This is a genomic window from Streptococcus sp. AM43-2AT, assembly GCF_003603405.1.
Lineage (GTDB): Bacteria > Bacillota > Bacilli > Lactobacillales > Streptococcaceae > Streptococcus > Streptococcus ilei.
In genome coordinates this window covers 100,367-119,991 of record NZ_QTND01000001.1, presented here as the reverse complement: position 1 = coordinate 119,991, position 19,625 = coordinate 100,367, and the positions used below count along the sequence as shown (strand labels likewise).

The 19,625-nt window shown below is 42.0% G+C and carries 17 protein-coding genes; 4 read left to right on the top strand and 13 right to left on the bottom strand.

The annotated features are described in order from the left end of the window. Positions 1-12: 12 nt before the first annotated feature. The 3 genes from DW930_RS00555 to trpX form a co-directional block, all read right to left on the bottom strand. Entirely contained in the window at positions 13-528 is a 516-nt protein-coding gene (locus DW930_RS00555; RefSeq protein ID WP_123159047.1) for a GNAT family N-acetyltransferase, read from the bottom strand. Between the two features lie 2 nt (positions 529-530). Beyond that, on the bottom strand, positions 531-1,577 hold the full coding sequence (pheS, locus tag DW930_RS00550) for a phenylalanine--tRNA ligase subunit alpha (RefSeq protein WP_023023788.1): 1,047 nt from the start codon (positions 1,575-1,577) through the stop codon (positions 531-533). A 313-nt stretch (positions 1,578-1,890) separates the two neighbouring features. Then, entirely contained in the window at positions 1,891-2,895 is a 1,005-nt protein-coding gene (gene trpX, locus DW930_RS00545; protein WP_123159046.1) for a tryptophan ABC transporter substrate-binding protein, read from the bottom strand. Between the two features lie 547 nt (positions 2,896-3,442). Between trpX and DW930_RS00540 the strand changes: the two genes are divergently transcribed. Then, the gene (locus tag DW930_RS00540) at positions 3,443-5,104 is read left to right on the top strand and encodes an NFACT RNA binding domain-containing protein (RefSeq protein ID WP_123159045.1); all 1,662 of its coding nucleotides are present in this window, start codon (positions 3,443-3,445) and stop codon (positions 5,102-5,104) included. A gap of 170 nt (positions 5,105-5,274) precedes the next feature. Here the strand turns inward: DW930_RS00540 and budA are convergent, their stop codons facing one another. The 3 genes from budA to DW930_RS00525 form a co-directional block, all read right to left on the bottom strand. Beyond that, positions 5,275-6,006, bottom strand: coding sequence for an acetolactate decarboxylase (gene budA / locus DW930_RS00535; protein WP_023027055.1), 732 nt, complete (start codon positions 6,004-6,006; stop codon positions 5,275-5,277). Positions 6,007-6,141: 135 nt separating this feature from the next. Further along, a complete protein-coding gene (locus DW930_RS00530) occupies positions 6,142-7,380 on the bottom strand; it encodes a tetratricopeptide repeat protein (protein ID WP_023027056.1) in 1,239 nt (412 codons plus the stop codon). Then, positions 7,370-8,539, bottom strand: a complete 1,170-nt coding sequence (locus DW930_RS00525; RefSeq protein WP_048691022.1) for an AI-2E family transporter — start codon at positions 8,537-8,539, stop codon at positions 7,370-7,372. Before DW930_RS00525 ends, DW930_RS00530 begins: the two co-directional genes overlap by 11 nt. Before the next feature lie 175 nt (positions 8,540-8,714). Here DW930_RS00525 and DW930_RS00520 point away from each other — a divergent pair, with 175 nt between their 5' ends. Together DW930_RS00520 and DW930_RS00515 are read left to right on the top strand one after the other, a co-directional pair. After that, on the top strand, positions 8,715-9,725 hold the full coding sequence (locus tag DW930_RS00520) for a lactonase family protein (protein WP_207801593.1): 1,011 nt from the start codon (positions 8,715-8,717) through the stop codon (positions 9,723-9,725). A gap of 76 nt (positions 9,726-9,801) precedes the next feature. Beyond that, positions 9,802-9,987 carry a hypothetical protein gene (locus tag DW930_RS00515; protein WP_123159043.1) on the top strand — a complete coding sequence of 62 codons (186 nt, stop codon included), beginning with the start codon at positions 9,802-9,804 and terminating at the stop codon, positions 9,985-9,987. 104 nt (positions 9,988-10,091) lie between these two features. On the opposite strand, the gene eno is transcribed toward DW930_RS00515, so the two are convergent. Continuing rightward, positions 10,092-11,396 (bottom strand): surface-displayed alpha-enolase, encoded by a 1,305-nt coding sequence (eno, locus tag DW930_RS00510; RefSeq protein ID WP_000022824.1) that lies wholly within the window; start codon positions 11,394-11,396, stop codon positions 10,092-10,094. A 186-nt stretch (positions 11,397-11,582) separates the two neighbouring features. Here eno and DW930_RS00505 point away from each other — a divergent pair, with 186 nt between their 5' ends. Beyond that, entirely contained in the window at positions 11,583-12,026 is a 444-nt protein-coding gene (locus DW930_RS00505; protein ID WP_023027060.1) for a DUF1694 domain-containing protein, read from the top strand. Positions 12,027-12,085: 59 nt separating this feature from the next. On the opposite strand, the gene DW930_RS00500 is transcribed toward DW930_RS00505, so the two are convergent. The 6 genes from DW930_RS00500 to DW930_RS00475 all read right to left on the bottom strand — a co-directional run bounded on the left by DW930_RS00500 (position 12,086) and on the right by DW930_RS00475 (position 19,619). Beyond that, entirely contained in the window at positions 12,086-13,204 is a 1,119-nt protein-coding gene (locus DW930_RS00500; RefSeq protein ID WP_023027061.1) for a glycerate kinase, read from the bottom strand. 96 nt (positions 13,205-13,300) lie between these two features. After that, a complete protein-coding gene (gene ezrA / locus DW930_RS00495; RefSeq protein ID WP_023027062.1) occupies positions 13,301-15,025 on the bottom strand; it encodes a septation ring formation regulator EzrA in 1,725 nt (574 codons plus the stop codon). An 86-nt stretch (positions 15,026-15,111) separates the two neighbouring features. After that, positions 15,112-17,061: a DNA topoisomerase (ATP-hydrolyzing) subunit B gene (gene gyrB, locus DW930_RS00490; protein WP_023023814.1), complete on the bottom strand. Its 1,950-nt coding sequence runs from the start codon at positions 17,059-17,061 to the stop codon at positions 15,112-15,114. 12 nt (positions 17,062-17,073) lie between these two features. Further along, on the bottom strand, positions 17,074-17,637 hold the full coding sequence (locus DW930_RS00485; RefSeq protein ID WP_123159042.1) for an HAD-IA family hydrolase: 564 nt from the start codon (positions 17,635-17,637) through the stop codon (positions 17,074-17,076). Positions 17,638-17,815: 178 nt separating this feature from the next. Beyond that, a complete protein-coding gene (locus DW930_RS00480) occupies positions 17,816-18,373 on the bottom strand; it encodes a DJ-1 family glyoxalase III (RefSeq protein ID WP_123159041.1) in 558 nt (185 codons plus the stop codon). Position 18,374: 1 nt separating this feature from the next. Next, the gene (locus DW930_RS00475; RefSeq protein ID WP_123159040.1) at positions 18,375-19,619 is read right to left on the bottom strand and encodes an FtsW/RodA/SpoVE family cell cycle protein; all 1,245 of its coding nucleotides are present in this window, start codon (positions 19,617-19,619) and stop codon (positions 18,375-18,377) included. Positions 19,620-19,625 lie beyond the last annotated feature (6 nt).

Genomic DNA, 19,625 nt, shown 5'->3' with positions numbered 1-19,625 from the left:
TTCTTATCCATTCTAGGTCAATTTCTTTCTCAATAACCAATCTATATCCACGGTATCTCCGGTAATATACTGGTGTTCACTAAATCGTTCAAATCCAAAGCGGTAGTAAAAATCTTGCGCCTTAAAATTGCGTTCCCAGACCCCTAGCCAGGCCCACTCAAAGCCACGGCTCTTGGCTTGATCCAGCGCAAAGGTAAACATTTCCTTGCCGAAACCAGCTCTATGATATTCCTTTTTGACATAGATCCGTTGAATCTCAAAGGACTTTTCCATCTCTACTGGCTCCGTCTGTGCTTGCCCCCAGTTGATCTTGAGAAAACCACAGATTTCTTGTTCTTCATTGAGGACAAAATAGGTTTCGGATTCTGGATCTAACAGATCTTTCTCGATTTGCTCCAAAGAGAGCACCGTAGAGAAGTACTCTTCCAAGTCTTCCTCAACAATATAGGGACCAAAGGTCTCCCGATAGGTTTCCACCTCTAGGTCACGTAAGGTCTGTAATTGATCGATTTTTACTCTAACTAACATGATTATTTAAACTGTTCTGAGAAGCGAACATCTCCTTGATAAAAGCCACGGATATCATTGATTCCATAACGAAGCATGGCTACACGCTCCTGACCAAGTCCAAAGGCGAATCCTGAATAGACTGTCGAATCAATGCCACTCATCTCGAGCACGCGTGGGTGAACCATACCGGCCCCCATGATTTCGATCCAACCTGTCTTCTTACATACATTACATCCCGCTCCACCACATTTGAAGCAAGAGACATCGACTTCAACAGATGGCTCGGTGAATGGGAAGTAAGAAGGACGCAGACGGATTTGACGTTCTGCACCAAACATCTTCTGCACGATCAACTGAAGCGTTCCTTGAAGGTCCGCCATAGAAATGTTCTTCCCAACAACCAAGCCTTCGATCTGATGGAACTGGTGACTGTGGGTCGCATCATCTGTATCCCGACGGAAAACACGCCCTGGAGAGATCATCTTCAAAGGCCCCTTGCTAAAGTCATGCGCATCCATGGCACGCGCTTGAACTGGCGAAGTATGGGTCCGAAGCAAGATTTCTTCTGTGATGTAGAAGGTGTCCTGCATATCACGAGCTGGGTGATCCTTTGGCAAGTTCATGCGTTCAAAGTTGTAGTAGTCTTTTTCGACTTCAAAGCCATCTACGACTTGGTAGCCCATCCCGATAAAGATATCTTCGATTTCTTCACTGGTTTGGGTCAAGACATGACGGTGACCACTTGCAACTGGACGTCCAGGAAGGGTCACGTCGATACTTTCACTAGCCAATTTGGCTTGGACTTTCTTTTCTTCCAAAAGCTTGGCTGTTTCTTCAAAGGCAGCAGTCAAGACATCACGAGCTTCATTAACGTGTTTCCCGATGACCGGACGCATCTCAGCAGAGACATCTTTCATCCCTTTGAGGATCTCGGTTAGCGACCCTTTCTTCCCAAGGACAGAGACGCGTAACTCTTGCATCTCTTTTTTATTTTCAGCAGAGATCTGCTTCAAGGCTGCCAGCGTTTCTTCCCGAAGCGCTTTTAGTTGTTCTTCAATCGTTGACATATTTCCTCCATCATGGTCTTCACTCAGACATAGAAAAAACCACGCGCCACATCCATATTCGGAGCGTTGACACGCGGTACCATCCGTTTTTTATCTGAAACTCAGACCTTAATTTCTAAATCCTTACGCAAGTGAATTCACTCAGCTTTCATGCAAAGAGCTTTCAGTCACGGCTCTTCTCCCTGTGGCACTTCCCTTGAGGTACTAGTCTTGCAGATTTCTATTCAATTACTATCTAGTTTATCAGATTTTACAAAAAATGACAAGTGAATCCTGTTTTCCTTCCCTTGCCATTCTTGTTATTCGTTTGTTTTTATTCGATGACTTGTCCAGCTTCTTTCAAGACAGATTCTGGAATGGTAATGCCTAATTCTGCTGCCACTTTTTTGTTAATGACAGACTTACCATCTGTGAAGATTTCAACTGGTGTATCCGCTGGTTTTTGACCTTTCAAGATTTTCGCAGCCATTTTACCAGTTGCCACGCCAAGATCATGTTGGTCTACGACCACAGATCCTAAACCACCCGCTTCTACCATGGCTGTCGCACTTGGGAAGATTGGTTTTTTAGCTGTTTTGTTTGCTTCGACTACCGTTGAGAAGGCTGATGCAATGGTGTTATCGATTGGAACCCAGATAGCATCCACTTTACCAGTCATGACAGAAACCGTTGAAGCAATTTCATTTGTAGAAGGGACTGAATAAGGAACTACTTTGTAGCCTGCTTTTTCAGCCAATTTTGTAAATTCTTCTACTTGAGTTTTAGAATTATCTTCACTGGTTGAGTAAAGAACACCGATTGTTTTCACGTTTGGAGTCAACTCTTTGATTAACTTCAACTGTTGTTCCGTTGGGTTGTGGTCAGATACTCCAGTAATATTGCCACCAGGTTTTTTCAAATCTTTGACCAAGTTAGCTCCGACTGGGTCTGTGATAGCACCCATGACGATTGGTTTGTCCTTAGTCGCACTAGCCAAACCTTGAGCAGATGGGGTTGCAATTCCGATCAAGACGTCGTTGTTGTTTTGGACCAATTGTTTGCTCATGGTTGCAACCTTGTTTTGGTCTCCTTCCGCATTGAGGAATTCGATCTCAATCTTGTCCTTATCGTAGCCTTCTTCAGCCAAGCCATCTTGAATCCCCTTGTAGATTTCGTCTAGCGATGGGTGGCTGACCAACTGCAAGACACCTACTTTTACCTTCTTAGTTCCATTTGTTTTATTCGCATCATTTTTGTTGGTCAACATTGGGTAAGCAACAGCTACCAAAATAACAGCTAGTAAAGCACCAATCATTCCCAATACACGTTTGTTTTTCATATTTTTTACCTCAATCATTTGTTTTTTAGTTTTCTTGAATCTTTGTTAGAGACTGAGTCGCCATCGTTTCTTCATCTTCTTTTCTCCCTTCTTTCTTGAAACAAAAAACACGCCCACACATAGCGAAAGCTATGTGAGGACGTGTCATCGCGGTGCCACCTCACTTATGGGAAAATGGATAAACTCCTCCCACATCTCTGTCTTGTCTAGCAACAAGTTGCACGATAAGGTGTGCCGACCGAATTTTTATTGTTTCAAATTCATCTCATCATTAGTCCAATTTCATAAATGTCCACTACCCACTTCCACCAACCGTGAGCTCTCTAATAAATTTTCATTTACTACTTTTCTAATTGAATCCATTGTAAATGTTTCTGTAAGCCTTGTCAATACTTTTTTATGTTTTTTTTGAAAACGTTCGGCATTTCCTGAAATTCTTTTCCTAGTGAGGTTGTTTTTGCAAAATGTTTGTCCTTCTTCTTCCTAGGTTTTCAGCCACTTTTTTGATATAATTTACTAGAACTAGTCTAGAATGTTGAGGAAACCCATGTCTTTTGATGGATTTTTTTTACACCATATGGTGGATGAATTACAAAGCGAACTCTTAAATGGTCGCATCCAAAAAATTAACCAACCCTTTGAACAAGAGTTGGTTTTACAAATTCGTAGCAACCGCAAGAATCAAAAACTCTTGCTTTCTTCTCACTCTGTTTTTGGACGGATCCAACGGACCCAGACCAACTTCGAGAATCCTGCCTTCCCCAATACCTTTATCATGGTCATGCGCAAGTATCTCCAAGGAGCAGTCATTGAGCAGATCCAGCAAGTGGAGAATGACCGCATCTTAGAAATCGCTGTCTCTAATAAAAATGAAATTGGAGATGATATCTCTGTGACTTTGATTATTGAAATCATGGGCAAGCACAGCAATATCATTCTTCTGGACAAGGCAACTGGAAAAATTATCGAAGCAATCAAACATGTTGGCTTCTCTCAAAATAGCTACCGGACTATCTTGCCAGGCTCGACCTATCTAGCTCCTCCAAAAACGGAGGCGGTCAACCCATTTACAATCAAGGACGAAGCATTATTCGCCTTTCTCCACCGGGAAGAGTTGACACCTAAAAACCTTCAAACCCATTTCCAAGGGCTTGGTCGAGATACTGCTCAAGAATTGGCCGGTCGATTAGAAACTGGAGAAAAACTAAAAACCTTCCGAGCATTCTTTGAAGCTCCAACAGATCCTCGTCTAACGAAAAAATCCTTTGCTGCTCTCGCTTTTGCTGATAGCCAGGAGGAAACCTTTGAGACCTTATCGGATCTCCTCGACCACTATTACTTAGACAAGGCCGAGCGCGACCGGGTCCAACAACAAGCTGGAGAACTCATTCGCAAGGTGGACAATGAACTAGAAAAAAACCGGAAAAAGTTGGCCAAACAGGAAGCCGAACTGGCAGCGACTGAAAATGCCGAAGACTTCCGGCAAAAAGGGGAGCTTCTCACCACCTTCCTCCATCAAGTCCCAAATGATCAAGATCAGGTCACCTTGGACAACTACTATACCAACCAACCTATAACCATTGCCTTGGATAAGGCTTTGACCCCCAGTCAAAATGCGCAACGCTACTTCAAGCGTTACCAGAAGTTAAAAGAAGCTGTTAAACATTTGACCTCTCTCATCCAGGAAACCAAGGAAACCATCTCCTACCTGGAAACAGTCGAAACAGCTCTAGCCCAAGCAAGCCTTTCTGAAGTCGCCGAGATTCGAGAAGAGCTGATCCAAACAGGCTTTATCAAACGACGCAACCGAGAAAAGATCCACAAACGCAAAAAACCAGAGAAGTATTTAGCTTCTGACGGAAAAACCATTATCTTGGTCGGCCGAAACAATCTTCAAAACGAAGAATTGACCTTTAAGATGGCTAAGAAAGATGAACTCTGGTTCCACGCCAAGGATATTCCAGGTAGTCACGTGGTTATTACTGGTAACCTCAATCCTTCAGATGAGGTCAAGACAGATGCAGCTGAGCTAGCGGCCTATTTCTCTAGGGGACGACTCTCTAATCTAGTTCAAGTCGACATGATTGAAATCAAAAAACTCAACAAACCGACCGGAGGAAAACCTGGCTTTGTAACCTATACTGGTCAGAAAACACTACGGGTCACTCCTGAAGAAGAAAAAATTAAATCCATGCGTATAAATGAATAATAAAAAAGGGGCTGGGACTTTTGTCCCAGCTTTTCTCATATTGATGATAAAAAGTTTCAGTGTATGTTTGAATGAACCTCAAAGTATACCTCATTTTTTAAGCATACTAAGATTCTTATATGTAAAATAACTTTGTCTACATTTTAAAAGGTTGAGCGACGCTCAACCTTTTATTCTGCTTTATTGATATCCTCTTTGACCTGGTCAACATTAAACTTAGCAAAGAGATATTGGCGATCCTGGACAGGGAAACGTTGATCCAATTGATCAATGGCCCCAACTTCAACAATCCCTTCTTTGATAACAAAATCCATGACATGACCTCCGAAGGTATGGTCATCTGAGATAAAGTGAAGGTGATAGCCTGCTACACTGACCCCATGGAAAATCTCTGGTGTCCAAAAACCAACAATAGTTCCTGTAACATTTTCTCGCGTAAATTCAGGCTGATGGGTCGCCACATCTGCAAATTTGGTGTCTGAAGTTGATTTGGGAATCATACGCACATGCATCTTGGCGAAATCACCGTGAATCTTGATGGAACGAAACAAATTTTCGCCATCATAATAAGATTCAATGCGAGCCTCTAATTCCTCATCTGTCATCTCAAAGCGCTGACGAAAAATCACTTCGGCCTGATGGGGAACGATAGCCGCATAAGGGACTGTCGCATCCGGGGCCACTTCCACAATCTCTGGCTCCTCCCCTGATCCCTTAGCTTGGTAGGCCTTGCCATCTAAGACAATCAGTTCGCCATCAATGGAGTCCAAGGTCCCAATTCCAAGATCTCCATGCTCTAGTAATTCTTTAATGGTAAAGGATCCTCCATAGAGACCAGCCATCAAAGCCCCCAAGGTATTGTATTGAAACAATTTCACCGGTTCCATTATCTTCTCCCTCATTCATCTTGTCTTCTTTTCAGCCCTTCCAGTATACCACATTCTCAAGGACAATGACAGAAAAGACTGATTAAAAAAGAGCGGGCCAGAACAAGGATGCACACTTGTTCTGATTCCCGCCCTTCAAGGGTCAAGTAGTTAATCTTCTAACAGGCTCTCATAGAAAGCTTGCATTTGCCCATCATCTGGGACTAGCTGCAAATAGCCTTCTGCCACTTCCCGGGCTTTTGCGATTTGTCCCAACTCTCTCAAGAGGTAACTATAGCTTTCTAAGTACTCTGGATTTTCTTTCAAATCTGGGTAGAGCTCTTCATAGATCGGAGCCGCTTTTTCAACCTCTTCGAGTGCTACCAAGGCACGAGCGATATTCCAACGGGTGACGACATTTTCCACTTCCACTTCTTGCCATTCAAGGACGTCTTCATAACGTTCCTGTTCCAGATAAAGAGTTGTCAGACGAAGGGCGATATCTTCAAGATCCTCAGCAACTTCTTTGGCTTCTAACAAATACTTCTCTGCTTTTTCTGGCTGGTGCAACTCGTAGGCCAATTGGGAGGCTAGAAGGAGGAGATAAGCGTCAAAAGGATTCTTTTGGATCCCTTGCTCTGCTATTGCTAACGCTGTTTCTCGGTCATTTTCAGCTTGAAGAGCCAAGGCATAGCCGTATTCATACCCTTCAAAGTCTGGCGACAGTGTATCAATCTGCTTGAAGTAGATCAGAGAACGTTGATACTCTTCTCGGTCAGAGAGAAGGGTTGCCAATTCATAGGCAATCTGGTCATCAAACTCAATTTCCAAGGCCTTTTCTAAAAACTCAATAGCAGACTCAAACCGACCCAGATTGGCATAAGCATAGCCAATCCGCTGGTAGGTGGAAATGCCCGTTTCTTCTAAAATGAGACGGTTGTCTAACTGAGCATACTCTTGAATGGCTTCTTGGTAATTTTCAAGTTCTAAATCAATCTCTGCCAAGCCTAGTTGAATAATAGGGTCATCTGAAAGAGTCGCTGCTTCCATCAGTTTTTCTCGAGCCACATCTGCCAAGCCCTCACTTTGGTAGAGGTCTGCCTTGACTAAGAGACTGGCTAGATACCATTCCGAACTTTCCGGGATTTCTTCCAAATAAGCAAAGGCTTCTTCCATTAGTCCATCTTCCGCTACGATAGTGGCTAGACTCAGATAGACCTCTGGATAATCATCTCTCAGATGCAAGTAGGTTTGCTTGGCTTCTGGGTAAAAACCAATACTTTCAAAATATTGTCCCAATTCTAACAAGGTAGCTGGATCATCTTCTAGCAAAGCCTTATCCAAATAAGCTGGCAGACGATCTAGCTCTTGTTTCTCAATTGCTTCTAGAATTTTTTGACTATTCTTCACTTTGAATTTCCTCAACTTCGTCCTTTTCGTACAAACCACTGACCTCTTTATACCATTCAAATAGAGCACTGATGACTACTTTAGCCGAAGCATAAACCGGGATTCCTAAGAAGACTCCCCAGATTCCAAACATAGAGCCAGAAGTAATCAATACAAACAGAATCGTGATTGGGTGGATATTGAGCTGACTCCCCAAGACAAGTGGGGAAACGAAACGTCCCTCGATTGTTTGCTCAACAATAAAGACAATGACGACTTTGACAAACATCTCTGGTCCTGCCACCAACCCCAAGACTAAGGCTGGGAGCATGGCCAAGAAGCTGCCCAAGTATGGTATCAAGTTCAAAAAACCAGCGGTTACACCGAGTGTCACAGCGTAACGAAGCCCAATGATCTTAAGCAGAAGAATAAACATTAAAGCTACGATGATAGCAACAGTAATCTGACCTCTGACATAATTAGCCAATTGTGTATTGACATCAGACAGTACTTTGTCTGCAGATTTACGAATCTTGGTTGGCAAGAAACGGATGATTTGCCCTTTTAAGTTCTTTCCATCTCTCAAAAGATAGAAGACGATAAAAGGCATAATAATCAAAGCGATAATGACCTGAGAGGCGACAGTAATCAGATTGCTGACCCAGTTGACTGCTCGGGCGGAAAAAGAACTCGCCCAACTGGTAATATTCTGCGACAATTGGCTGGTCCATTCATCCAGCTGAGGCTTGATTTCTGGCGACACTTTGTTGTCTAAGACATCATCGATGGTCCTATTGGCCTTTTCCAAGTAATCTGGCAGGTTCTTCATAAAACTAAGAACTTGATGTTGAATAGCTGGAATAGCGACAGCCAAGCCCCATAAAATGAGAAGCGCGATCAAAATAAAGACGATGGAAATTGCAATAATCCGTTTGACTCGGTGCCTTTCCAAAAAGTCCACGATTGGATTTAACAAATAATAGAGGAGCCCTGAAATAATGACTGGTAGCATGACTGCTGCTCCAAACTCTAACAGGGGTGTAAAAATAAAACTAATCTTGCTGAGAACTAAAATATTCAATCCCATCAGTAAGGTTACTAGAAAAACAGTAATGGCTTTATTATCTACAAACCATTTAAAAAACCAGGATAAACTAAAATCTTTTTCTTTATGTTCCACGGGAATCTCCTTCGTTTTCAATCTGTCTTTATTTTAGCATTTTTAGTCCATAATTTCACGATATAGCTGAAATGTGAGCTTTTTTTTAATGCTTAGCTTGTCAATCCTTCACCTAATCGTTTTCCATCCCCTTCTTTTCTGATATAATGGAGCTATCCACAAAGTCGAGGTGCATGTGATGCAAGATATTTATTTCGGAACCTATACCAAACGAGACTCTAAAGGAATTTATAAGGCTTCCTTCGATGAAAGAACTGGTCAACTTAGCGACTTAGAACTAGTTGCTCAAGAGCCAAACCCAACCTATCTCGCTTTTTCAAAAGCTGGTTTCTTATACAGTGTGGGTGCGGAGCAAGGTCTTGGCGGCATTGCAAGCTTTAGTCCTGATCACCAGTTAATCAATCATGTGGTCGAGGAAGGGGCGCCCCTCTGTTATGTCTCTGTTGATGAAGCCAGGGGGTTGGTCTATGGAGCTAACTATCACAAGGGACAAGTTCTCTCTTATCGCATCCATGAAGATGGCCATTTAACCTTTGTCGACCAAGCGACTCATCAGGGTTCTGGACCTCACGAAAACCAAGCGAGTCCCCATGTTCATTATGCAGATCTCACTCCCGATAAGCTACTCATCACTTGTGATTTGGGTACCGATCAAGTAGTGGTCTATCAAGTCGATGATCTTGGAAAACTAACGAAGACTCAAACCTATCAAACAGCTCCAGGTGCTGGTCCGCGTCATATCATTTTCCATTCTCATTACAAGACCGCCTACCTCATTAACGAATTAAACGCCACCATCGATGTCCTTTTCTATGATGGACTTGGCTACTTTGAACATTTCCAAACCATCTCAACCCTACCTAAAGATTATGAAGGTCAAAAATGGGCCGCTGCTATTCGCCTCTCAGAGGATGGGAAATTCCTCTATGCCTCAAATCGTGCCCATAACTCCATTGCAGTTTATGAAATCTTGGCAGATGGTAGCTTAGTGCTTCTAGAAATCGTTCCAACCAATGGACTCAATCCACGTGATTTCATTCTTAGTCCGGACCAAGAATATCTCATTGCAGTTCATCAAGATTCAGACAATTCCACTGTTTTTAAACGCGATAAAGCGAGTGGTCGATTGACTGAATTGAGCCATGATTTCCATGTCCCAGAGGCGGTTTGTGTCCTCTTCAACTAACAATCAAAACGCTTGCTAGTTTAGTTAAAAAATGATTAAATAGTGATAATAATAAATAGGTTATAGGAGAAAACTCATGAACCCAATGGATTTGTTTAACCAAGTCAAAGAAATGATCGAAAAGAAAGATTTCGATACAGCTAAAAAATTTATCGATGACAACAAGGATAACCTTGGTGACTACTTAGAACAAGCAAAAGCTCTTGTTGCTGGAAACGATCTAGTAAGTGGTGCTGTTGATAAAATCAAAGGTTTATTCTAATCCCTAAAATTCTCAACCACTTGGTTGAGAATTTTTTGTTTAGCTCGATAGCAAAAAAAGATCCTTGAGAAAACTCAAGGATCTTTTTAGTCTAGTAAACTAGCTTATTTTTTCAAGTTGTAGAATGATTTCAATCCACGGTATTCAGCTACTTCACCAAGTTGATCTTCGATACGAAGCAATTGATTGTATTTAGCGATACGGTCTGTACGTGAAAGTGAACCAGTCTTGATTTGTCCTGCGTTTGTTGCAACTGCGATGTCAGCGATTGTTGAATCTTCAGTTTCACCTGAACGGTGTGATACAACGGCAGTGTAACCAGCTTCTTTAGCCATTTCGATAGCATCGAATGTTTCAGTAAGAGTACCGATTTGGTTAACTTTGATAAGGATTGAGTTAGCTGCTCCTTCTGCGATACCCTTTTCAAGGTATGAAGTGTTTGTTACGAAGAAGTCGTCACCAACCAATTGAACTTTTCCACCAAGACGTTCAGTAAGAGCTTTCCATCCGTCCCAGTCATTTTCATCCATACCATCTTCGATAGTGATGATTGGGTATTTGTTAACCAATTCTTCAAGGTAGTCGATTTGTTCTGCAGCAGTACGTACAGCAGCGCCTTCACCTTCGAATTTAGTGTAGTCGTAGACTTTACGTTCTTTATCGTAGAATTCTGATGATGCACAGTCAAATCCGATGAATACGTCTTTACCTGGTACATATCCAGCAGCTTCGATCGCAGCAAGGATTGTTTCAACACCGTCTTCAGTTCCTTCGAAACGAGGAGCGAATCCACCTTCGTCACCTACGGCTGTTTCAAGACCACGAGATTTAAGGATTTTCTTAAGAGCGTGGAAGATTTCAGCACCCCAACGAAGAGCTTCTTTGAATGTAGGCGCACCAGCAGGTACGATCATGAATTCTTGGAAAGCGATTGGAGCATCTGAGTGAGAACCACCGTTGATGATGTTCATCATTGGAGTTGGAAGAACTTTAGTGTTGAATCCACCAAGGTAGCTGTAAAGTGGGATTTCAAGGTAGTCAGCAGCAGCACGAGCTACAGCGATAGACACACCAAGGATTGCGTTCGCACCCAATTTACCTTTGTTAGGAGTACCGTCAAGAGCGATCATTGCACGGTCAATAGCTTGTTGATCACGAACATCGTAACCGATGATTGCTTCAGCAATGATGTTGTTTACATTGTCAACAGCTTTTTGAGTTCCAAGACCACCGTAACGAGATTTGTCACCGTCGCGAAGTTCAACCGCTTCGTGTTCACCAGTAGAAGCTCCAGATGGAACCATACCACGTCCGAAAGCACCTGATTCAGTATAAACTTCTACTTCAAGTGTTGGGTTACCGCGTGAGTCTAGGACTTCGCGAGCGTAAACATCAGTAATAATTGACATTTCTTACTCTCCTTTGAGTTTAAATTTTTTACACCTCTATGATACCTTAAAAATACGCGTTTTTCAAGAAAAAACGTTATCTTTGTGCAGATTTTCCTTAACTTTAGCAAGAAATCGCTTTCTTTATCTTGAAATCCAGCTCCATTCGTTTGTCATTTTGTAGTTAAAGTATGATATACTATTCTTATGACTGATCTATCTAAAGAAATTATGGAAAAGGCCCACGGTGGCTTAAAATTAAATCCTGATGAACAACGTCGCTTTCTAGGTACTTTTGAAGAGCGCGTCCTAGGGTATGCTGATTTAAGAACAAGCAACAGTCCTCAGCTTCAAAAGGGCTTTTTGAAGGTGCTTAAAAGCTTCAGTGAGCAAGCTGACCCTCTCTTTGTAAAAATCTCCCCAAATGTTGATTCTAGCGTCCAATTGAGCTATCTAAAACAAGCAAAAGAGTTCGGTTGCCAGGCTACCATTGTTTCGGAAGAGCATGACTCCTCTCCTTTTGGGCTCGTGATACATACAGATGCACCAGTGACCACTACTGACAAGGACCTTCGCTCTGCTTTTGCAGATCTCTGGGAGGAAGAAAAGAAACCGAGCAAACCTTCTCTTTGGAAGAAATGGTTTGGTTGATCATGACTGTCCCCTAGGCATTTATATCAATAGCAAAAGATTACATAGAAAAAAGCGGTTTAACCGCTTTTTTCTATGCTTAATAGATTTCCAATATTTCTAGCTGTAAAGAGAAGATTTTCCCTTGCGTTCTTCAGAAGTTGGTCTAAACTATCAGGGTGTTTCGTTATGGAAAAAGCTCCGACTATATTTTCAAATGGGAGACTTGGTAAATCATCTGCAAGACTTCCACAAATAGCTATGACAGGGATTCCCTTTGGGGTTCGTCTCGCAACTCCTATCGGAGCTTTTCCTGATAGACTTTGATGGTCCAGTCGCCCCTCACCGACAATGACCAAGTCTGCATTTGCTACCTTGGAGTCAAAGTCGATTAGCTCTAAACAAGTTTCAATTCCTGAAACAATCCTTGCATGCGCGAAGGCACAGAGACCTGCCGCAAGGCCACCACCAGCTCCCATCCCTGCTTGGGTCAACACACTAGGACAGTTCTTTTCATAAAAGCTGTAAATAGCTTGATCCACTTTATCAAACATAGTGGGGCTAAGCCCCTTTTGTTTTCCAAAAATATAGGTTGCTCCATCTAGTCCACATAGAGGGTTCGACACGTCTGCTAAGATATGTATCTGGACATCCTCTGGAATCTTTATCGCTTTCTCTTTACGGATGGAATCACACTTTAAAAGACTTTGTCCACAGGCCTTCAATTGCTTTCCTTCTCTATCATACAATTGATAGCCTAGACCTACTGCAAGACCAAGCCCACCATCATTGGTGGCTGTTCCTCCAACCCCGATATAAATATCCTTTTTTCCTTTATTGATCAAATAACAGATCAGTTCTCCAATTCCTCGGGTCTCTATGTCAAGTGGATGACGTTGATCAACTGGAATTTTTCCTAAGCCGATCAAGTCGGCTACTTCAAAGAGAGCCATAGTTTCCTTCTCCACATACCGCATTTCTACCGGCTTTCCAAATGGACCTGTAACAAGGGCAAAGGTTTCCATCAAGTCTAACGAGTATCGGATGGCATCCACTGTCCCTTCCCCTCCATCTCCAATAGGACAAGTAATCGGTTCTACATCGATAATAGACTGTCGCAAGCCTTCCGCAATCATTTCCGCTACTTCTTTCGCGGGTAGGCACTCTTTGAATGAATCTGGAGCAATTAAAATTTTCATGGAGTCACCTCCTTTATCTCTTTCTATGTTGGTATTTCCCATCACATCTTATCTCCATAAAAAAACATCCAGGAATATTCTCCTGGATGTTTTGGATTAGAATCGGATGGATTCTCTTGTTTTTTCATATGAGCTAACAAATCTCTCTGTTACTCCTGGTTCTACTGTTTCCAATGCTTCTGAAATGACTTTGAATGAAGCAGGATAGTCATACTCTTTTTCAAAAATGTACAAGGCTTCATCAAAAGCTGCTTGGACATGATCATCGAAGGAACGATAACGATTTGAGTATTGAAGCAACTGCTCTGTTAGAGTAGCGTATTGTACCAGTTTATAAGTTTCTTCCTCTAACTCTGTCATATCGTTGGTCAAAATATCCAGGAGACGATTGACGTTTTCAATATTGACACGACGACCTTCTAACTCAGCCAAGAGAGCTTCTGTGTTATCACTTGCAGTGAAGAAGATAGTAAGGAAGGATTGAGGAATTCCAGGTAAGTTACGCTTATCCATGTAGCGCTTAATAGCATGTAAACGGTTAGCGTAGATATTTACCTTTTGACGAGCATTCGTATCGTCTTTCTCAATCTTAGACAAGGTTTCGCTCAGTGCAATTTGATCATCTTCAATTTCCTTCAGACGTTCTTCAATCGCTTCTAACTCTTCTTGAAGAATAGAGTAAGCTTTTTGAGTTTCAGATGTATCATTCAAGGCATCCTCTACAACAAGCTCTTGAGCTGTTAATTCAGCTTCTAACTCCTTCAAGTGATTTTCCTTGAGTACTTTGCTTTCAAATATTTTGCTGAGACGTTCAACTTCTTCTGCTAAACTCTTGTTATTTTCCTTAGCATGGGCAAGGTAACCTGGTAATGCTTTGACCAATTTTTCAACCACTTTGTGTGATTCGATTTCACGAGTGAAAATATCATACAAGGCGTTGATTTCTTCTTGAATCTGCTCATTCTCATAGAGTGCATTATCTAATTCAAGAGCAGCAACATTGGCAAGATTGGCTTTCAATGCCGCATGCAGTTGTTGGAAACGTGCTTCCAAGTCGGTCTCTGTAAAATGATAACCAGATTCCAATAGTTTGCGATAACCAGATTCCAAATCTTCCAATTGGTCAGGAAGAGTTGTTTGTAGATCCTTCACAATTGCAGGAACTTTTTCAACAATGTGAGTCAAGGCTACAATATGGTTTTCTGCTGTGTCAAGAATTTCAGCAGCTTCAACAGGGTCACCTGATGAATTCAAGGTTACAAATTTTGAAAACTCAACTTGAATATTTTCAGATTGCTTCTCAATTTCGGGAAGCGCTGGGCCATACGCATCTGGATCAGAAGCCACTTGTTTTTGCAAGTTTTCAAACATATCCAAGGCATGAACAACTCGACCGCTATTCATTTCTTCTTTTTCTTTTAATTCAGATAAAGCTTGACGGATGGCCTTGATATCTTCATCAATTAATTGAACCTGACTCTCAATATTTCCAATTGCTTGCTTGGCTTTTAAAAAGCGGAAAGAATTGTTGTAGCCTTCTGCTTCAAAGAGGTTGTTCTCAATATCAGCAAAAGAATTGAGGGATAGGTCCACCCATTTTTGATTCCATTCACGAAATGCAACTTGACTTTGACCAATCAAATGCATATTCTTCACAGCCTCTACTTCATCATTTACCGGAAGGTTATACAACTCTTCTTTTCGTTCTTCCAGTGCTGCTAGTAAGGCTTCGTTACGCTTTCTCAATAAGACTGCCACTACATATCCTAAAACCAAAAGGACCCCAATGACAATAATGAGAATAATTAGTCCACGAGACATATAAAAACTCCTTCATTAAATTACTTGAAAGTAATCGTAGTTATTATATCATAAATATTCGAATAATTGGCAAATATCGCAGAATTTTATACATCAAGTGTACTATATTCGGCATTTTCTTCGATAAATTCACGGCGAGGTTCTACTCGATCTCCCATGAGCATATCAAAGATTTTATCTGCTTCTGCTGCATCATCCACTGTTACACGAGCCATGAGGCGGTGTTCTGGGTTCATAGTTGTTTCCCAGAGCTGATGATCATCCATCTCACCCAAACCTTTGTATCGTTGAATCGTTGGTTTGGAGCGACCTTCAGAATAGCGTTCTAAAGCCGCAGCCAATTCTGCTTCTTGGTTGACTCCTGGTTGAATGTATTCTTTGATCTCACTACCGACTTTTACACCATAAATTGGTGGTTGGGCGATATAAACATAGCCAGCCTCCAAAACGGGTTTCATATAGCGATAGATCAAGGTTAGGAGGAGGGTTCGAATATGAGCTCCATCGACATCGGCATCCGTCATGATGACTAATTTTTGATAACGGGCTTTTGATACATCAAATTCTGCACCAAAACCGGTTCCCATAGCTGTGAAAAGACTACGAATTTCTTCGTTGGCTAAAATCTTGTCCATGCTAGCCTTTTCCACGTTGAGGATTTTCCCACGAATAGGGAGAATTGCCTGGAACTCCCGGTTCCGACCTGATTTAGCAGATCCTCCGGCAGAATCTCCTTCGACGATGAAGAGTTCTGTCTCAGCTGGATTGTTAGATGAACAGTCTGCTAATTTACCAGGGAGGTTTGAGATTTCTAAACCAGATTTCTTGCGGGTGACTTCTCGGGCTCGCTTAGCAGCAACACGCGCTTTGGCAGCCAGAATTCCCTTTTCAACAATTTTCTTGGCAATCTGCGGATTTTCCAACAAGAAATCAGAGAAGGCATCGCTGAACAAACGGTTGGTAATCTTCACCACTTCAGAGTTCCCAAGTTTGGTCTTGGTTTGTCCTTCAAACTGTGGATTTGGGTGTTTGACAGAAATGACGGCTGTCAATCCTTCCCGAACATCTTCCCCTGTGAGATTCTCTTCATTGTCCTTGAGAAGTTTATTCTTACGAGCATAGTCGTTGATAACACGGGTTAAGGCTGTACGGAAACCTTGCTCATGAGTTCCCCCTTCATGGGTATGGATGTTATTGGCAAAGCTCATGACGGTTTCGTGATAACCAGTCGTATACTGCATAGCCACTTCAACCGTGATATCATCCATTTCGCCATCAGTATAAATCGGAGTTTCGAAGATGACATCCTTGTTTTCGTTGATGTATTCTACATAACTAGCAATCCCACCTTCATAGTGGTAATCTTTCGTTTGCTCCTGGCCTTCACGCTTGTCTGTAATCGAGATCCGTAAACCACGGTTCAAGAAAGCCAACTCTTGAATCCGTTTGTTCAATTTCTCAAAATCAAATTCAGTTGTTTCTGTGAAAATTTCTGGGTCTGGAGTAAAGTGGACTGTAGTACCAGTTCGATCTGTTTCACCGATCACTTCAAGATCTGCAACGACTTGACCGCGTTTGTATTCTTGGTAATGAATTTGGCCATTCTTATGGACGTGTACATCTAGCTGAGTCGACAAGGCATTTACGACGGATGACCCAACTCCATGTAGTCCTCCAGAAACCTTGTAACCACCACCGCCAAATTTTCCTCCTGCATGGAGAACGGTAAAGACAGTTTCTACTGCCGGACGGCCTGTTTTTTCTTGAATATCAACCGGAATTCCCCGTCCATCATCGATGACTGTAATCGAATTATCAGCTTCGATAAAGACTTCGATATGGCTAGCAAAGCCAGCAAGGGCCTCATCGATAGAGTTATCGACGATTTCCCAGACCAAATGGTGAAGACCTTCTTTAGAAGTGGATCCGATATACATCCCCGGACGCATCCGAACTGCTTCTAAACCTTCTAAAACCTGGATCTGACTGGCATCATATTCTTGGCCAGTCGTTTCTTGTTTCAATTCTTCTGTCATTCTTTCCCTTTTCTAATTAAAAATATAGGCACTTAATTGATCCATTGAGTCAAACAAATAGGTCGCCATGCCAGCTCTCTGGCCAGCTTCAATATCGATCGGGCGATCTCCAATCACCAAGCCTGACTCAATTGCATACTTGTCTTTTAAATACAACATGGAAGTAGGATCTGGTTTACGTGGAAAACCGTCATCAGCTGTCACTACTTCTGTAAAGTAATGACGAATCCCTGTTTTTTCTAGGATGGTCTCTACATGATGGTCACGGTGAGAAACCAAAAAATGACGGGCTCCGTCTGCTGTCAGACGATCCAATAACTCCTCAGTCCCCTCGAATAAGCAGGGGATTTCAAGAGCTTCCTTCTCTCGCTTTTTATACTCTCCCAAAAAGTCTGGAAAGTCTGAGGCAAATTGCTGAACAGCATAAGCCGTTGAAACCTTTAAAGCTGCATAAACAGAATCATGATCAGCCTCCCTTTGGAAATACTGTAAGGTCGCTACAAAAGCTTTTGTAGAGGTCTCATAATTGTCCAATAAAGTCCCACCAAGATCCCATATAAAATCATGATAATCCATAGCTTCAATTATACCATAATTTTCGAAAAATTGCTTGTAAAGTCAATGTTTTCACGGTTTTTTTACAGTCTTCTCCCTCCTATTTTACTTTCATTCAAAAAGCATTTATATTTTAAGAAATCCAGACGATAAAAAAATGAAGGCAGGAAATTTCTACCTTCATTTTTCTTCTCACCATCTAAGGTGCCGACGTTCCAAAAACATCTTGATAGAGCATGCCTTCTCTTAATTTTGCTGCATCTCCACCAAAATGGTTGACCAGTGCATAAGAAAAAGCAAGTGCCGTTGCAGGGCCCCGACTGGTCAAGATGTGACCATCCTGAACCACCGCTTCTTTCACATAGTGTCCTGTTCCAATTTCTTTTTCAAAGCCATCATAGCAGGTGTAGTGTTTTTTATCTAGCAGGCCTGCCCGATCCAACACAATCGGAGCTGCACAAATAGCCGCAAGACTTTTTTCTTGTTCATGGGCTTCTTTTAAAGACTGAATCAAGCCTTCATGGTCGCGTAGATTCGCCGCACCAGGCATCCCTCCTGGAAGGACAATGCCATCAAAATGATCCAATGAACCGGACCAGACCTCATCTACCTTCACTGTGATGCCATGAGAACCTGTCACTTCTTGATCAAATCCAACCATCTGACACTCGATTTCTGCTCTTCTCAAGACATCGACAACGGTCAAGGCTTCTATTTCCTCAAACCCACTTGCTAACATAACTGCTACTTTTGCCATATCAAATGATTCCTTTCTCGTGTAGTCGACTGAGTTGTTTTTGCCTCAATAGTCGACTTTCTTTTTTTCGTTCTTCACTTACCCGATTTTGATGGCTCATCGATAACAACAAGCCAATCCCAATGAGGTTACTAACAATAGCTGATCCCCCTTGTGAGATAAAAGGCAAGGGAATTCCAGTTAGAGGCAATATTCCTGTTACAGCCCCAATATTTTCAAATATGTGGAAGACTAACATCATAATAAACCCAGTCGAGATATAAGTATAAAACTGGTTATTGGATTTCAGAGTAATCCGCAACATTTTATAGACTAAAAACATGTATAAGAGGAGAAGAACCAAACCTCCTACAAATCCAAAATCTTCCGCAATGACCGTAAAAATCATATCACTCTCTCGGACAGGGATCAACAGGTTGGACACATTAAAGCCTTGCCCCAATAAACCACCGCTTGCGATTGCCAACTGTCCTTGAGCCTGTTGAAAAGTCATAGTTTGAGCATAGTCAAAAGGATTCAACCAGGCTAAAATACGATTCATCTGATAGGTAGGCATCCCCAGAGTTTGATGGAGAAAAGCTCGCCCACCGTTTGATAGAAAGACGGCCAAAAAGAGAGCGATCCCACCTACGAGGGTTAAAAAGACTGGTAAAATGATTTTCCAGGAGACCCCTGAAATGAGGACGACTCCTGAGAAAATCGCCATAAATACCAAGGAAGTTCCAAAATCATGTTGAAAGGCCAAGAGTCCAAGAACTGGTATGGTGTAGGCCGCAATTTGTACAATTAGAAAAAAGTCTTTTTTTAGCGTTCGATCTTCTTCCCTATTGTTTCGTAAAAAATGAACAATCGAACGAGAGACCATCAAGATATAAGAAATTTTCATAAATTCTGATGGTTGAAAGAGGCTAATCCCCTTGTAGGCTACCCAGTTTTTAGAACCAGTCGAAGCAACCAAGTTTGGGTTGTAAAAATAAAGGGGCAAAACCATTAAGACCAAGCCTAAGACATACAAATAAGGCGTCACTTTCCATAAAAATTCTGTATTAAAAAGCATGACGATAAAACTAATCATACAGCCCAAAATAATCCAGGCAACCTGTTGTCCTAAAATGGGCCAAACCAGGTCCGGATAATCATTTGAAACTGCAATGTAGACTGCCACCACTCCAAATGCCAATAACAACAAAACAGTGGTGATCAAGGAGAAATCTCCTCTAAGTTTGAAAGACTGACGTCTCTTCATTTCATC

What these genes read in the sequence shown, in the direction of transcription:
- DW930_RS00555 (WP_123159047.1), bottom strand. Translation starts at nt 528, where the DNA reads ATGTTAGTTAGAGTAAAAATCGATCAATTACAGACCTTACGTGACCTA.
- pheS (WP_023023788.1), bottom strand. Translation starts at nt 1,577, where the DNA reads ATGTCAACGATTGAAGAACAACTAAAAGCGCTTCGGGAAGAAACGCTG.
- trpX (WP_123159046.1), bottom strand. Translation starts at nt 2,895, where the DNA reads ATGAAAAACAAACGTGTATTGGGAATGATTGGTGCTTTACTAGCTGTT.
- DW930_RS00540 (WP_123159045.1), top strand. Translation starts at nt 3,443, where the DNA reads ATGTCTTTTGATGGATTTTTTTTACACCATATGGTGGATGAATTACAA.
- budA (WP_023027055.1), bottom strand. Translation starts at nt 6,006, where the DNA reads ATGAGGGAGAAGATAATGGAACCGGTGAAATTGTTTCAATACAATACC.
- DW930_RS00515 (WP_123159043.1), top strand. Translation starts at nt 9,802, where the DNA reads ATGAACCCAATGGATTTGTTTAACCAAGTCAAAGAAATGATCGAAAAG.
- eno (WP_000022824.1), bottom strand. Translation starts at nt 11,396, where the DNA reads ATGTCAATTATTACTGATGTTTACGCTCGCGAAGTCCTAGACTCACGC.
- DW930_RS00505 (WP_023027060.1), top strand. Translation starts at nt 11,583, where the DNA reads ATGACTGATCTATCTAAAGAAATTATGGAAAAGGCCCACGGTGGCTTA.
- DW930_RS00500 (WP_023027061.1), bottom strand. Translation starts at nt 13,204, where the DNA reads ATGAAAATTTTAATTGCTCCAGATTCATTCAAAGAGTGCCTACCCGCG.
- ezrA (WP_023027062.1), bottom strand. Translation starts at nt 15,025, where the DNA reads ATGTCTCGTGGACTAATTATTCTCATTATTGTCATTGGGGTCCTTTTG.
- gyrB (WP_023023814.1), bottom strand. Translation starts at nt 17,061, where the DNA reads ATGACAGAAGAATTGAAACAAGAAACGACTGGCCAAGAATATGATGCC.
- DW930_RS00485 (WP_123159042.1), bottom strand. Translation starts at nt 17,637, where the DNA reads ATGGATTATCATGATTTTATATGGGATCTTGGTGGGACTTTATTGGAC.
- DW930_RS00480 (WP_123159041.1), bottom strand. Translation starts at nt 18,373, where the DNA reads ATGGCAAAAGTAGCAGTTATGTTAGCAAGTGGGTTTGAGGAAATAGAA.
- DW930_RS00475 (WP_123159040.1), bottom strand. Translation starts at nt 19,619, where the DNA reads ATGAAGAGACGTCAGTCTTTCAAACTTAGAGGAGATTTCTCCTTGATC.